Annotated in this window: 15 protein-coding genes; 13 read left to right on the top strand and 2 right to left on the bottom strand. The window is 28.9% G+C overall.

Annotation, left to right across the window (positions count from 1 at the left end):
* Window positions 1-44: 44 nt before the first annotated feature.
* The 5 genes from rplI to ABD771_RS01070 all read left to right on the top strand — a co-directional run bounded on the left by rplI (window position 45) and on the right by ABD771_RS01070 (window position 5,293).
* The gene (gene rplI, locus ABD771_RS01090; protein ID WP_345089403.1) at window positions 45-485 is read left to right on the top strand and encodes a 50S ribosomal protein L9; all 441 of its coding nucleotides are present in this window, start codon (window positions 45-47) and stop codon (window positions 483-485) included.
* Between the two features lie 161 nt (window positions 486-646).
* A complete protein-coding gene (locus ABD771_RS01085; protein ID WP_345089399.1) occupies window positions 647-1,120 on the top strand; it encodes a DUF6495 family protein in 474 nt (157 codons plus the stop codon).
* 57 nt (window positions 1,121-1,177) lie between these two features.
* The gene (ligA, locus tag ABD771_RS01080) at window positions 1,178-3,175 is read left to right on the top strand and encodes an NAD-dependent DNA ligase LigA (protein ID WP_345089396.1); all 1,998 of its coding nucleotides are present in this window, start codon (window positions 1,178-1,180) and stop codon (window positions 3,173-3,175) included.
* A gap of 666 nt (window positions 3,176-3,841) precedes the next feature.
* Window positions 3,842-4,546, top strand: a complete 705-nt coding sequence (locus ABD771_RS01075; RefSeq protein WP_345089393.1) for a hypothetical protein — start codon at window positions 3,842-3,844, stop codon at window positions 4,544-4,546.
* A gap of 48 nt (window positions 4,547-4,594) precedes the next feature.
* Window positions 4,595-5,293: a hypothetical protein gene (locus ABD771_RS01070; RefSeq protein ID WP_345089390.1), complete on the top strand. Its 699-nt coding sequence runs from the start codon at window positions 4,595-4,597 to the stop codon at window positions 5,291-5,293.
* Here ABD771_RS01070 and ABD771_RS01065 read toward each other — a convergent pair.
* Both ABD771_RS01065 and ABD771_RS01060 read right to left on the bottom strand, forming a co-directional pair.
* Window positions 5,269-6,183, bottom strand: coding sequence for a bifunctional metallophosphatase/5'-nucleotidase (locus ABD771_RS01065; RefSeq protein WP_345089387.1), 915 nt, complete (start codon window positions 6,181-6,183; stop codon window positions 5,269-5,271). The genes ABD771_RS01070 and ABD771_RS01065 overlap by 25 nt on opposite strands.
* A 26-nt stretch (window positions 6,184-6,209) precedes the next feature.
* On the bottom strand, window positions 6,210-6,959 hold the full coding sequence (locus ABD771_RS01060; protein ID WP_345089385.1) for a 5'-nucleotidase C-terminal domain-containing protein: 750 nt from the start codon (window positions 6,957-6,959) through the stop codon (window positions 6,210-6,212).
* A gap of 78 nt (window positions 6,960-7,037) precedes the next feature.
* Between ABD771_RS01060 and ABD771_RS01055 the strand changes: the two genes are divergently transcribed.
* From ABD771_RS01055 to fabV, 8 genes are all read left to right on the top strand, one after another.
* On the top strand, window positions 7,038-7,556 hold the full coding sequence (locus ABD771_RS01055; RefSeq protein ID WP_345089383.1) for a DUF6913 domain-containing protein: 519 nt from the start codon (window positions 7,038-7,040) through the stop codon (window positions 7,554-7,556).
* Window position 7,557: 1 nt separating this feature from the next.
* Window positions 7,558-8,433, top strand: a complete 876-nt coding sequence (gene dapA, locus ABD771_RS01050) for a 4-hydroxy-tetrahydrodipicolinate synthase (protein WP_345089381.1) — start codon at window positions 7,558-7,560, stop codon at window positions 8,431-8,433.
* Window positions 8,434-8,553: 120 nt separating this feature from the next.
* Window positions 8,554-9,348: an outer membrane protein assembly factor BamD gene (locus ABD771_RS01045; protein WP_345089379.1), complete on the top strand. Its 795-nt coding sequence runs from the start codon at window positions 8,554-8,556 to the stop codon at window positions 9,346-9,348.
* Between the two features lie 8 nt (window positions 9,349-9,356).
* On the top strand, window positions 9,357-9,674 hold the full coding sequence (locus ABD771_RS01040) for a DNA-directed RNA polymerase subunit omega (protein WP_298306181.1): 318 nt from the start codon (window positions 9,357-9,359) through the stop codon (window positions 9,672-9,674).
* A 9-nt stretch (window positions 9,675-9,683) separates the two neighbouring features.
* Window positions 9,684-10,895 (top strand): bifunctional phosphopantothenoylcysteine decarboxylase/phosphopantothenate--cysteine ligase CoaBC, encoded by a 1,212-nt coding sequence (gene coaBC, locus ABD771_RS01035; RefSeq protein ID WP_345089377.1) that lies wholly within the window; start codon window positions 9,684-9,686, stop codon window positions 10,893-10,895.
* Window positions 10,888-11,775 carry a type IX secretion system protein PorD gene (gene porD, locus ABD771_RS01030; protein ID WP_345089375.1) on the top strand — a complete coding sequence of 296 codons (888 nt, stop codon included), beginning with the start codon at window positions 10,888-10,890 and terminating at the stop codon, window positions 11,773-11,775. Before coaBC ends, porD begins: the two co-directional genes overlap by 8 nt.
* Before the next feature lie 21 nt (window positions 11,776-11,796).
* Complete coding sequence (gene recN, locus ABD771_RS01025) at window positions 11,797-13,449, top strand: DNA repair protein RecN (RefSeq protein WP_345089372.1); 1,653 nt, start codon at window positions 11,797-11,799, stop codon at window positions 13,447-13,449.
* A gap of 62 nt (window positions 13,450-13,511) precedes the next feature.
* A complete protein-coding gene (gene fabV / locus ABD771_RS01020) occupies window positions 13,512-14,702 on the top strand; it encodes an enoyl-ACP reductase FabV (protein ID WP_345089369.1) in 1,191 nt (396 codons plus the stop codon).
* The last annotated feature ends 14 nt before the right edge of the window (window positions 14,703-14,716 follow it).

Below are 14,716 nucleotides of genomic sequence, written 5' to 3'. Positions count from 1 at the left end.
TCGTTACATTCTACGAGACTAACTTCTATAATAAGGACAACAACATGGAACTTATATTAAAACAAGACGTTCAAAACGTAGGATTTAAAGATGATATCGTTACAGTAAAAGCTGGATACGGTCGTAATTTCTTAATTCCACAAGGATTTGCTCAATTAGCTACACCTTCTGCAAAGAAAGTTTTAGCTGAAAACTTAAAGCAAAAAGCTCACAAAGAAGCTAAAGTTGTTGCAGATGCTACTAAAATTGCAGATGCATTAAAAGCTTTAGAGATTAAAATTACTTCAAAAGCAGGTGGTGAAAAATTATTTGGTTCTGTAACCAATATTGATATCGCTGCTGCATTAGAATCTGCTGGTCAACCTGTTGATAGAAAATTTATCACTAGTGGAACTGTAAAAAGAACTGGAAAATACACTGCTTCTGTAAGATTACACAGAGATGTAGTTGTTGAATTACCATACGAAATTGTAGCTGAAGTATAATAATTAGCTACAAACAATCTAAATCCCGATGTAAGTCGGGATTTTTTTATGTTTTAAAAACTTCAATATTCAACATTACAAATTGAATATTCTAAGTTCAAAAATTTTAAATTAAAATGTTGAATATTCAACTTGGAATGTTCAATTTTAAAATACAGCATATGAAATACAAAAGACTAACCAAAGAACAATTTGAAGCTTTGCATCAAGAATTTGTAAATTTTCTTGCTTCTCAATCTATTGATAAAAATGAATGGGACGAAATTAAAACCAATAAACCCGAAGTTGCCGAACAGGAATTAGACGTTTTCTCTGATTTAATTTGGGAAGGTGTTTTGTCTAATTCTCAGTTTTTGGAACATTTTTCTAAAAACCATATTTTCCTTTTTCATTGTCAAGAAGACTATATCGACTCAATGGTCATAAAATCATTAGTACCAAATGTAGACTTTCTTACTAAAGATGGTTTGCAATGGCTAAGTGAAAATCTATTCACCGATGTTGTAGAAATTCATGTAGGAAAAAAGAATTATGATGCCGAAAGGAAAGAATCAATATTTGACTTAATTACTCAGGGTGCAATTTTGAGTGACGGTCAATTATATGTTCAAATTAATACTATAATTCAATCTTAATTTCCTGAATTTAGAAATATTTACTTACTTTAGTGAAGAAATATATTTTTTGATTTTATGGACATTCTTAAAAAAATTCAAGACTTACGCGAAGAACTTAACTTGCACAATCACAATTACTATGTACTTGATAATGCAACAATTTCTGATTTTGAATTTGATCAAAAATTAAAGGAGTTACAAGATTTAGAAGCTAAACATCCTGAATTTTTTGATGAAAATTCACCTTCACAGAGAGTTGGAGGAACTATTACTAAGAATTTTCAAACAATTGTTCACGAAAATAGAATGTATTCGTTGGATAATTCTTATTCTAAAGAAGATTTACAGGATTGGGAAACCAAAATTCAAAAGGTTTTAGGAAATGTAAGTTTGCAGTATACTTGTGAGTTAAAATATGATGGTGCCTCGATTTCTATAACTTATGAAAATGGAAAACTATCTAAAGCAGTTACTCGTGGTGATGGTTTTCAAGGTGATAATGTAACTAATAATATCAAAACTATAAAATCTATTCCATTACAATTAAAAGGAAATTTTCCACCTAAATTTGATATTCGTGGTGAAATTATTCTTCCGTTTGAAGGTTTTGAAAAAATGAACCAGGAATTGATTGAAATAGGAGAAACACCTTATTCAAATCCAAGAAATACAGCTTCAGGAAGTCTAAAGTTACAAGATAGTAGCGAAGTTGCTAAACGTCCATTAGATTGTTTATTGTATTTTATAACAGGAAATAATTTGCCTTTTACTACTCAATTTGAAGGACTAGAAATTGCAAGAAATTGGGGTTTCAAAGTTCCAACGCAATCAAAATTGGCTAATAATCTTGATGAAGTTTTCGAATTTATAAACTATTGGGATGTTCATCGTCACGATTTACCTTATGAAACCGATGGAGTTGTAATTAAAGTCAACGATTTTAATCTTCAAAATGAATTAGGATATACCGCAAAATCTCCTCGTTGGGCAATTGCTTACAAATTCAAATCAGAACAAGTTACTACAACTTTAAATTCAATTTCATATCAAGTTGGTCGAACAGGAGCCATCACTCCAGTTGCTAATTTAGAAGCTGTGCAATTGGCAGGAACTATTGTAAAACGTGCTTCTTTGCACAATGCTGATCAAATTGAAAAATTAGACATTAGAGTAGGCGATGAGGTTTTTGTTGAAAAAGGAGGAGAAATCATTCCGAAAATTATTGGAGTTGCCAAAAGAGGAGCAGAGGTTGAACCGACTAAATACATTACTCATTGTCCAGAATGTCAAACAGAATTAATTAGAAAAGAAGGTGAGGCACAACATTATTGTCCGAATTTCTATGGTTGTCCGCCACAAATTATCGGAAGAATTCAGCACTACATTTCTAGAAAAGCGATGGATATTGAAGGTTTGGGTGGTGAAACAGTCGCTTTATTATTCAATAATAAATTGGTAAAAGATTATTCCGATTTGTATGAATTGAAAGTTGACGATGTTATTCCATTAGAAAGAATGGCGCAAAAAAGTGCTGAAAATCTTGTGAATGGAATTGAAAAATCAAAAGAGATTCCTTTTGAAAGAGTTTTATTTGCTCTAGGAATAAGATATGTTGGAGAGACTGTTGCTAAGAAGTTAGCAAAACATTATAAAACTATAGATTCTTTAAGTCAAGCTTCTTTAATGGATTTAATTTTAGTTGATGAAATAGGAGAAAGAATTGCTCAAAGTGTTATAGAGTTTTTTGAAAATCAAGAAAACAGAACTATTATTGAACGACTTAAATCTTTTGGAGTTCAATTTGAAATAATTGAAAAATTTAATCCTAATGCTACTGTAAAACTTTTTGGAAAAACCTTTGTAGTCTCAGGAGTCTTTGAAAAATTTTCACGTGATGACTTAAAGAAAGCCATTGAGGATAATGGAGGAAAAGTTGGAAGTTCTATTTCTGCAAAAACTGATTTTGTTATTGCAGGAGATAATATGGGACCTGCCAAATTAGAAAAAGCAAATCAACTAGGAATTTCCATTATATCGGAAGACGATTTTATACAAATCATAAATGAAGATTGATAAGATTGCTTTAATTGGATACTTAGTTTTATGCATTGTTGCAATTTTTGCTAACTTTTTTGAGTTTTATGGTTTGAAATTGTTTTCAAAATCGATGCTAATTCCGGTTTTGTTTTTTTACTATATTGGAAATGTTGAAAAACTAGATTTTCTTTCTATTATTTATTTGTTTTTCAACTTTGTAGGAGACTCAATAGGGATTTTTGATTTTAAAGATGAGATTCAATATTTAATTATACCTTTTTTCATATGTAATGTTTTGTTGATTTTTATAATGTTGAAAAGGATTGAAAAATTTAGAGCAACAATTTTCAACTTATTATCAATGTTAATTGTTAGTCTTTTTTTAGGATATTTATGGTATGTAATTGTTGATATTTTTAAATTTACTGAAGGTTTACAGGTGAAAGTAGCAATCTATGGAATTGTGTTATTTTTAATTTCATTTTTGGCTTCATATAAAATCATTAATAAAGTAACTACTTCCAATTTGTATTTACTTTTGTGTGTTTTTTGTGTTTTAATATCGGATGTTTTTTATATTCTTTTCAATTTTCAGGCTAAGTTGTTAATTTTTGATTCTATTCATTTTTCATGTCAAATTTTCTCTTATTTGTTTTTTGTTAATTCAATTATAAATCGTGAAAAATTAAGTTATAACAATCAATGATAGCTCTCGGATTTAATAAGTCTTACATATATAAAAATTTATTATTGTTATTTTTTCTTTTAGCAATAATTGAAATTGTGTCTGAATTTTTGCAAAACAAATTCTGGATTGCTATTTCTAAGCCAATTTTATTGCCGTTGATTTTAGGATTATATCTGATTAAATCTAGGAAAGTATCCAATGTATATATCTTTGCACTTTTTTTAAATTGGATATCAAACGTGTTATTCTTATCAGAAGCTATTAATTATGTAACTACAGCTTCATTATTATTCATAATTAGTAGGTTTTTTATTCTTTTAAAAGTTTATAAAGAAGTAAAATTGCCCACATTGTTTCCGTTTGTCATTGGAACAATTCCTTTTATTTTTATGTTTATTTATTTGATTTTTTTAATTTTTGATGAAATAATTTTTCAAGTTTTAATTATTACAATTTTTCATAGTATAGGTATGTCATTTATGGGAGGAATTGCACTAGGTAATTATATTATGAAAAATGACAAGACAAGCAAACTACTTTTGGTGAGTGCTATTTTTTATACTTTTAATATTTTGCTTTTAGGAGTTAAATTCTATTATTTAGATTTGCCATTTTTGAAACCAATGTCAATGGTATTTTTTATTTTAGGGCATTTTTCTTTATTAAATTTTATGATATTATCAGAAAAAGAAAGCCTTGTTGTAATTAATCAAAAATAAACATACTTTTTTTTATTTTTTTATTAATTATTTTCTTAATTTTACTTAATGAGTTTAAGTTTTGAAAATAATACAATTAAAATTATTTCATTCTTTTATTTCTTCAATGCTATTGTTGAAGTTGTAGCAGAAACATTTTCTCATGAAACAATAATATTCATTACAAAACCATTAATACCTATACTATTAATGGTTTTGTATTTTTATTCTTCTAAGAGTAATTGTAAATTGTTTTATGTAATAATGTCTTTCTCCTTGTTGACAAATATTTTCTTTGTTCCAAACAATGCCGAGTCATTATTCTATGGAGTTATAGCTTATACAATTCATAGAATCTTTTTACTAATTTTAATTTTTAAAATTGTAAAAATTAAAGATTATATTCCTTTTTTCTTGGCTACTTTACCACTAGGATTTATATTTTTCTATCTTTTTGCTGCCTCTGATGTTCCTGAAAATTCTTATTATTTAATCTTTTTCCACAATCTTATTGCAGCAGTTTTAGGTGGTGTTGCAATTTCTTCTTATGTCATGAATGATAGCAAACAAAACTCTTATTTATTAATAAGTGTATTGTTGTTTTTAGGTTTACAATTAGTAATTTATATTGAAAAATATTATTTAGTTGAATCACATTCCTATATACTTCGACCATTAGCAATGTCCTTAAATATTCTTGCTTTTTATATGTTTTATCAATTTGTAGTTGTTTCTGAAAAAAATCAGACTACAATTGATTTACCTTGAGATTGAAGTTCCTTATCATTTGATAAATAAAAATCAATTCTACCTAAATTCAAACCATAACAACCAACTTGATTAATCAATACTTGTTTTCCTTCGCTGTTTTTTTCAATAATTGGTTTATCTAAAAAAGTGTGAGTGTGTCCACCAATGATTAGGTCAATATCTTTAGTTTGTTTAGCTAATAAAATATCACAAACTTTATTAGGATCTTCTTTATATTTAAATCCAATGTGTGAAAGGCAAATTACTAAATCGCATTTTTCCTCTTGTTTTAGAATTCTAGCCATATCTGTAGCCACTTCTATCGGATTATTATAAACAGTTTCTTTGTAGTTTTTCTTGTCTACCAATCCTTCAAGTTCTACACCAAGTCCGAAAATTCCAATTTTTATACCATCAATAGTTTTGATTTTATAAGGTTTTACATGACCATCGAGGATAGTGTTTTTAAAATCATAATTAGCAGAAACAAAATCAAATTTAGCATTATGCAATTGAGCATAAAATCCGTCAATTCCATTATCAAAGTCGTGATTTCCTAATGTTGCAACATCATAACCCATCATGCTCATTAATTTGAATTCTAATTCACCACCATAATAGTTAAAGTAAGGAGTTCCTTGAAAAATATCTCCAGCATCAAGCAGTAATACATTTGGGTTTTCCTTACGAATGGATTCTATTAGAGAAGCTCTTCTTGCAACGCCACCCATATTTGGGTTTCTAGGATGATCTGCAGGAAATGGATCTATATAACTATGAACATCATTTGTGTGTAAAATTGTAATATGTTTTAAATCATTATTTTTAAAACTGCTTAATGAAAGTCCTGTCAAACTTAATAAAGCTGAACTTGCTACTGTTTTTTGAATAAAATCTCTTCTTTTCATTTGTTTAGTCCGAATTTAGTTCAGTGTTATTCTTTTATAATTCTAACATCGTTATTGATTCTTAAAGTATCAACATCTTTAAAATAATCAATCATGATGTTTCTGAGTTTGTAATCAATATCAAATTTTTCAATTCCTTTTTTAAAGAAAGTCATGTTATCTCCACCATTTGATAAATAATCAGACGTTACTACATAATATATTTTGTCATTTTCTAATGGTTTTCCTTGAACTAATAAATTTGTTGCTTTTAAATCTTTAGAAATTGTAAAATTTAGTCCAGACAATGGATGTGGTTTTTTTTCTGCAATAATGTGATTAGCCAATTCGATAATTTGTTCTCCTTTAAGAGCAACAATGATTGCGCTGTTTTCGAATGGCATTACTTCATATGCATTTCTTGCGGTTACATTTCCTTTTGGAATTAAAGTTCTAATCCCTCCATGATTTAGCAAACAAATATCTATTGTTTTATTTTCACGTTTTTGAAAAATAGGATTGCTTTTCTCTATGGTAATATCTGCCAAAAAACAACCAATATTAGTTTGCCATTCCCCTTTTGACTTATCTAATGTTTCAGGATTAAAAGCTAAAACTTCGCTTAATTCTTTATCAATATGTTCTCTATAGGGTTTAATATAGTTCTCAATTTCAGCCTTGCTTTCTTGTGTTTCTGTAAGACCAATTTTTTTACCATCAATTTTTGTAACCTGATACTTTTGACTCGAACAAGCTATCAAGGAAATAAATGTTAATAATAAAACAAAATGTTTCAAAACAACGTTATAGTTTTTTAGATTTACCATCTCAAATACGACTAAATTTAATTAAATTTGTAACCAAGTAAAAGTACTATGTTTTTAAGTAAAATAAAGGATTTTTGGACAAAAAAAATAGTTAAGAAAAGGTTATCAAATGTAAAGCATATAAATTCAGATAGTTCTATCAAAAAGGTTGGGATAATTTTCGATGAGAGTTATTTTTACGAAAAGGAAAAATTAATTGAACAGCTTGTGAAAAATGGAATTTATTATGAAAACATTCAGTTTTTAGTGTTTAAAAACAAGGTAAAAAAGAATGAGATTTTCGACTACAATGTTTTTACTTATAAAAACATTAATTGGAATGCAACATTTGATAGTAAAGAGGTAAATGATTTCATTAACGATGATTTTGATTTACTTATTAGCTATTACGATACAGAAAAAGCACCATTATTATTGGTAACCAATCTTTCAAAAGCAAATTTTAAAGTGGGATTTACCTCAATTGATAAAAGATTAAATCATTTTATGATTGATACAAATGCTGAGAATTATACCGTTTTCATAGACGAATTATTTAAATATTTAAAAATACTAAACAAACTATAATATGCAATCACTTATTGGTACCGGAGTTGCACTTGTAACACCATTCAAAAAAGACTTTTCTGTAGATACTGAGGCACTATCAAGAATAGTAAATTTTCAAATTGATAACGGAATTGATTACCTTGTTGTACTAGGAACTACTGCTGAAAATGCAACGTTAAGTCAAGAAGAAAAGGAATTGGTTATTAGTACTGTGATTGATGCGAATAAAGGTAGGTTACCCTTGGTGTTAGGAGTAGGAGGTAACAATACTTATAAAGTGGTTGAAGAGCTTAAAACTAGAGATTTTTCAAATTTTGTTGCTGTTCTTTCTGTATCTCCATACTATAATAAACCTACTCAAGAAGGTATTTATCAACATTTTAAAGCTGTTGCAGAAGCTTCTCCAATACCTGTCATTTTATACAATGTTCCAGGAAGAACTGCAAGTAATATGTTGCCTTCAACGGTCTTAAGATTGGCTAATGATTTTAAAAATGTTGTTGCAATAAAAGAAGCGGCTGGTGATATTGTTCAAGCAATGAAATTAATTCAAGGAAAGCCTGAAGGATTTTTAGTTATTTCTGGAGATGATATGGTTACTTTACCAATGGTTTTAGCAGGTGGAAGTGGAGTTATTTCAGTTATTGGTGAAGGATTTCCAAGACAATTTTCAGATATGGTGAGTTTAGGATTAGAAAGAAAAGTTGATGAAGCCTATAAATTGCATTATCTTTTAGCAGAAGCAATAGATATGATTTTCGAACAAGGAAATCCAGCTGGAATTAAAGAAGTCTTTAAAACACTAGGTTTGTCAGAGAACACAGTGCGTTTACCATTAGTAAATGTCAATCAAGATTTAGCAGATCGATTGAATAAATTTGTAAAAAGTCTTTAGTTTTTTTATAAAAAAATACAATTAAAAAAAATCTTTCATAGTATCTAATTATTAACTAATTTTGCAGTTCGTTTTTTGAGAAGTAAAATCCTCTAAAAAGCTGTATCCATAAAAATAAAAATGAAGAAAATAGTTTCTCTTATCGCATTGGTTGTTCTTTTTTCGTCTTGTAGCGAATATCAAAAAGCATTGAAGAATGAAGATGTTGCTGCTAAGTATGATGTTGGTGTAAAGATGTACGAAAAAGGAAAATACTCCAAAGCAATACGTTTGTTTGAACAAATTGCTCCAGCTTATAAAGGGAAACCACAAGCAGAGAAAATGTTTTATATGTTTTCACAATCTTATTATAAAACTAAACAATATTATTTAGCTGGATATCAATTTGAAAGTTTTGCTTCAAGTTATCCAAAAAGTGAAAAACAAGAAGAAGCTAAATATTTAGGAGCATTATGTTATTCAAAATTATCTCCTGTTTATAGTTTAGATCAGTTAGATACTGATAAAGCGATAGATAAATTGCAAAGTTTTATTGACGAGTATCCTAATTCAACTTACTTGCCTGAGGCTAATAAAGTTGCTATTGAGTTGAGAAATAAACTTGAGAAAAAAGCATTTGAAAATGCTAAACAATATAACACAATATCAGATTTTAAAGCAGCTCAAATTGCTTTAGATAATTTTATAAGTGATTACCCAGGAACGCCGTTTAAAGAAGATGCTTTATTTTATAAATTAGATTCTGCTTATAAGTTGGCAATAAATAGTGTTCAACAAAAAATGGAAGAACGATTAAATGCAGCAAAATCTGCATATAATAGCTTGGTTAAATTTAACGCAAGCACAAAATATAAAGCACAAGCCGATGAAATGTTGGCTAAGATTGATAACGATTTAAAACAATTTTCTAAATAAAAAAAGTCATGGATTTAAAAAAGACCAATGCACCAGTAAACACAATAACTTACAACAAAAATGTTATTGAAGAACCTACAGGGAATGTTTATGAAGCAATAACTATTATGGCTAAAAGAGCAAACCAAATTAACACAGAAATCAAAAAAGAATTGATTGAAAAGTTAGATGAGTTTGCAACTTACAATGATAGCTTAGAAGAAGTCTTTGAAAACAAAGAACAAATTGAAGTTTCTAAATTTTATGAAAAACTTCCAAAACCACACGCTCTTGCTGTACAAGAATGGTTGGATGGAAAGATATATCATAAAGATACAAACAAATAATATAAGACAATGTCAGTTTTAAGCGGTAAAAAAATAATACTAGGTGTTTCTGGTGGAATTGCCGCATACAAAACAGCAACATTAGTTCGTCTATTTATAAAAGCAGGTGCACATGTCCAAGTGATAATGACACCTGCTTCTAAGGATTTTGTAACGCCATTAACATTATCCACGTTGTCTAAAAACCCAGTTCATTCTACATTTTACAATGAAGAAGATGAGAATGCTCAATGGAACAATCACGTCGAATTAGGTTTATGGGCAGATTTAATGGTTATTGCACCTGCAACAGCCAATACACTATCCAAAATGGTAAATGGAAATTGTGATAACTTATTAATTGCAACCTATTTATCAGCAAAATGTCCAGTTTATTTTGCGCCAGCAATGGATTTGGATATGTATAAGCATCCCTCAACAATAAGTTCTTTTAGAACATTACAACAATTTGGAAATACTATAATACCAGCCGAATCAGGCGAACTAGCAAGCGGACTTTCAGGTGAGGGTAGAATGGCAGAACCTGAAAATATAATTGCATTTTTAGAAGCCGATTTATCTAGTAAATTACCTTTAAAAGGAAAAAAAATATTAATTACTGCTGGTCCAACATACGAAGCAATAGATCCTGTACGTTTTATAGGAAATCATTCTTCTGGAAAAATGGGTTTTGATATTGCAAATGAAGCAGCAAATCTTGGTGCAGAAGTAGTTTTGATTTCAGGGCCTACACATTTTAAAGTGAAGAATAGCCATATCAATTTGGTTAAAGTAGTTTCAGCTCAACAAATGTATGAAGCTTGTCATGAGTTTTACAATGATGTTGATGTTGCTATTGCAGCAGCTGCGGTTGCTGATTATAGACCAAAGAATGTTGCTAAGCAAAAGATTAAAAAGAGTGAAACTTGTTTTACAATCGAATTAGAAAAAACTAAAGATATTTTAGCTTCTTTAGGAGAAATAAAGAAAAATCAATTTTTAATAGGTTTCGCTTTAGAAACTGAAAATGAAATTGAAAATGCTAAGTTGAAAATTCAGAAAAAAAACTTAGATTTGATTGTTTTAAATTCACTTCAAGATGAAGGAGCTGGTTTTGGAAAACCAACTAACAAAGTTACTTTCATTGACAAAGATTTTGCCATTGAACCAATGGATTTAAAATCTAAAGAGGATGTGGCTGTTGATATTATAAATAAAATAATAAATCATTATCATGCGTAGTATTTTAATTTTAGTTTTTTTCTTTCTATTTGCAAACGTTCAATCTCAAGAACTTAATTGTAAAGTAATTGTAAATTACGATAAAATTACTAATGTAAATACTCAAATTTTCAAGAGTCTAGAAACATCTCTAAATGATTTTGTGAATAAAACAGTTTGGTCAGAAAAGGCTTTTAAAGAAAATGAAAAAGTAAGTTGTACCTATTTTATTACTGTTAATTCTTTTGAAAACAATAATTTTGAAGCAAGCATTCAAGTGCAATCTTCACGTCCAATTTACAATTCTAGTTTTTCTAGTCCTTTGTTAAACATTAATGACAAAGATTTTAGTTTTCAATATGTAGAATTTCAAAATTTGTTTTACAATCCTAATAGTTATGATTCCAACTTAGTATCTGTAATCGCTTTTTATAGCTATATGATTTTAGGCTTTGATGCAGAAAGTTTTGCTTTAGATAGCGGAACACCTTATTTTCAATCTGCACAAGAAATTGTAAGTATTGCTGCGCCTTCTGGTGGTAAAGGATGGTCACAAACCGAGAAAACACAAAATCGATATTATCTAGTAAATGATGTTATGTCAACTACTTTCAGGCCATTGAGAGAATCATTGTTCCAATATCATTTTAATGGGTTAGACAACATGTACAAAGATTTAAAAACTTCTAAAGAAGAAATAGTTGTTGCAATAAACACTTTATCAACGGTTCATAGTGTCAGACCTAATGCTTATTTAACAAGAATATTTTTTGACGCAAAGTCAGATGAAATTGTATCAATTTTTTCAGGGGGTCCAAGTGTTACTATTGATGGTTTGGTTGATAAATTATCTAAAATTTCACCTACGAATTCTTCTAAATGGTTGAAAATAAAGTTTTAATTAGGAGTTAAATCTTTACCAATGATTACATCATTATCTATTGAAAATTTTGCTTTAATTGAAAAACTATCTGTTAAATTTACGGATGGTTTTTCTGTTATTACAGGTGAAACTGGTGCCGGAAAATCAATTCTTCTAGGGGCGTTAGGCTTAGTATTAGGAAAACGAGCTGATTTGACTTCTCTCAAGAATAAAGAAGAGAAATGTATTATTGAAGCACATTTTCAAATTAAAAATTACAATTTGAAATCTTTTTTTGTTTCAAATGACCTTGACTATGAAGACGAGACAATCATTAGAAGAGAAATATTACCTTCAGGAAAATCAAGAGCTTTTATTAATGATACACCTGTAAATTTAAATGAATTACAAGAGTTAAGTAATTATTTAATAGATATTCATTCGCAACATCAAACTCAGGAATTGTCTGATGATGCAGTTCAATTTCAAATAATCGATTCTGTTGCATCTAATTTTGATTTTATTTCTCAATATTCAATCCAACTTAAGGAATATAAAAGACTGAAATCAGATTTAAAATCTAAAAAAGAGTTGCTTACATCTGTTTTAAAAGAACAAGATTACAATACTTTTCTTTTAGAAGAATTACTTTCTGCTCAATTAAAATCTGGTGAGTTAGAAGAGCTTGAATCTAATTTTGAAAAGCTCAATAATGTTGAATTTATCAAAGAAACTTTAGTAAAATCTTTAGCATTAGCTAATGATGAACAATTTGGTGTTTTGCAAAATCTAAAGGAAGTAAAAGCCACTTTGCAAAAAATAGCAGGACTTTCAACTGAATATAATTTACTTTTTGAAAGATTGAATAGTACTTTAATAGAATTTGATGATATCGAAAAAGAACTAAATCAACTTTCAGAAACTATTTTTTCTGATCCTGAGGCTTTAGATTTAACAAATCAGAAGTTACAGTTGATTTACACTTTATTTAAAAAACATCAAGTAAATACGGTTGATGAGCTATTAATTATTCAAAATGAATTAGATAATAAAGTGGTTTCTGTTACAACATTAGAATCTGAAATTGTTGAAATTGAAAATCAAATTATTCAATTTGAAAATCAATTAAATATTTTGGCTAATCAAGTTCATGATAATCGTAAAAAAGCTATACCAGTATTAACAGATAAATTAGCTTCATTTTTATCAAATTTAGGAATGCCTAGTGCAAGATTTAATATACAATTAGATTTAAAAGAGGAGTTTTATAATAATGGAAAAGACGAAATTATATTTTTATTTTCAGCCAATAAAGGATCCGATTTCGGTTTGTTAAAAAAAGTTGCTTCAGGTGGAGAAATGTCTAGAATTATGTTGGCGGTTAAAGCAATTTTATCTCAATTTTCAAATCTTCCAACTATAATATTTGATGAAATTGACACTGGAGTTTCTGGAGAAATCGCTCATAAAATGGCAGAAATAATGAAAAATATGAGTAGTAATATGCAAGTTTTTGCCATAACTCACTTACCACAAATAGCCAGTAAAGGAAAAGATCATTTTAAAGTTTTTAAAGTGATTAAAGATAACCAAACACATTCTGAATTGAAGTTGTTGTCTGATGATGAGCGAATTATTGAAATTGCTCAAATGTTGTCGGGTTCTGTTATTTCAGATTCGGCCTTAATTCATGCAAAGGAATTGCTTAACTAAAAATATAGAATTATATTTGTTTTTTCAAAGACAAACTAAAATAAACGAATAAAGTTAAAGATATGATTATAGAACCAAGAATGCGAGGATTTATTTGTTTGACAGCTCATCCAAAGGGTTGTGAGCAAAATGTTAAAAATCAAATAGATTACGTTAAGTCAAAAGGCAAGATTAATGGAGCTAAACGCGTTTTAGTTATTGGAGCATCAACTGGATTCGGATTAGCTTCTAGAATTTCTAGTGCTTTCGGATGTGATGCAGCAACAATTGGAGTTTTCTTTGAAAAACCAGCTTCAGAAGGAAAAACAGCTTCTCCAGGTTGGTATAATTCTGCTGCTTTTGAAAATGAAGCGAACAAAGCAGGTTTATATGCAAAGAGTATTAATGGTGATGCTTTTTCAAAGGAAGTAAAACAACAAGCAATTGATTTGATTAAAAATGATTTAGGTCAAGTTGATTTAGTCATTTACAGTTTAGCTTCACCTGTAAGAATGCATCCAGATACAGGAGTTTTACATCGTTCAACATTAAAACCAATAGGAACAACTTTTACAAATAAAACTGTCGATTTTCACACAGGTAATGTAACTCAGGTATCCATTGAACCAGCTAATCAAGAAGATATTGATAATACGGTTGTTGTTATGGGCGGTGAAGATTGGTCAATGTGGATGAATGACTTGAAAGATGCAAGTTTATTGGCCCCAGGAGCAACTACCATAGCATATTCTTATATAGGACCATCAGTTACTGAAGCAGTTTATAGAAAAGGGACCATCGGAAGAGCGAAAGACCACTTAGAAGCAACAGCTTTTACAATTACTGATGATTTAAAAGAATTAGGAGGAAAGGCTTATGTTTCTGTGAATAAAGCACTAGTAACTCAGGCTAGTTCTGCAATTCCAGTAATTCCACTTTATATTTCATTATTGTATAAAATTATGAAGGCTCAAGGAATTCATGAAGGATGTATTGAGCAAATTCAAAGACTATATAGCGAAAGATTATATACTGGTAAAGAAGTTTCAACTGATGAAAACGGAAGAATAAGAATCGATGATTGGGAAATGAGAAAAGATGTTCAAGAGCAAGTTTCAAATTTATGGGATAAAGCAACAACGGAATCGCTAGTAGAAATAGGTGATTTAGCAGGATATAAACAAGATTTTCTAAATTTATTTGGATTTGGTTTTAATGGTGTTGATTATCTGGCAGATACTAATGAAATGGTTAATGTTTCAAGTATAAAATAGAATGTGTTAAAATT

It is taken from the genome of Flavobacterium chungnamense, from assembly GCF_039539165.1.
GTDB classification, from domain to species: domain Bacteria; phylum Bacteroidota; class Bacteroidia; order Flavobacteriales; family Flavobacteriaceae; genus Flavobacterium; species Flavobacterium chungnamense.
This window is presented reverse-complemented; position numbering and strand designations above follow the sequence as displayed.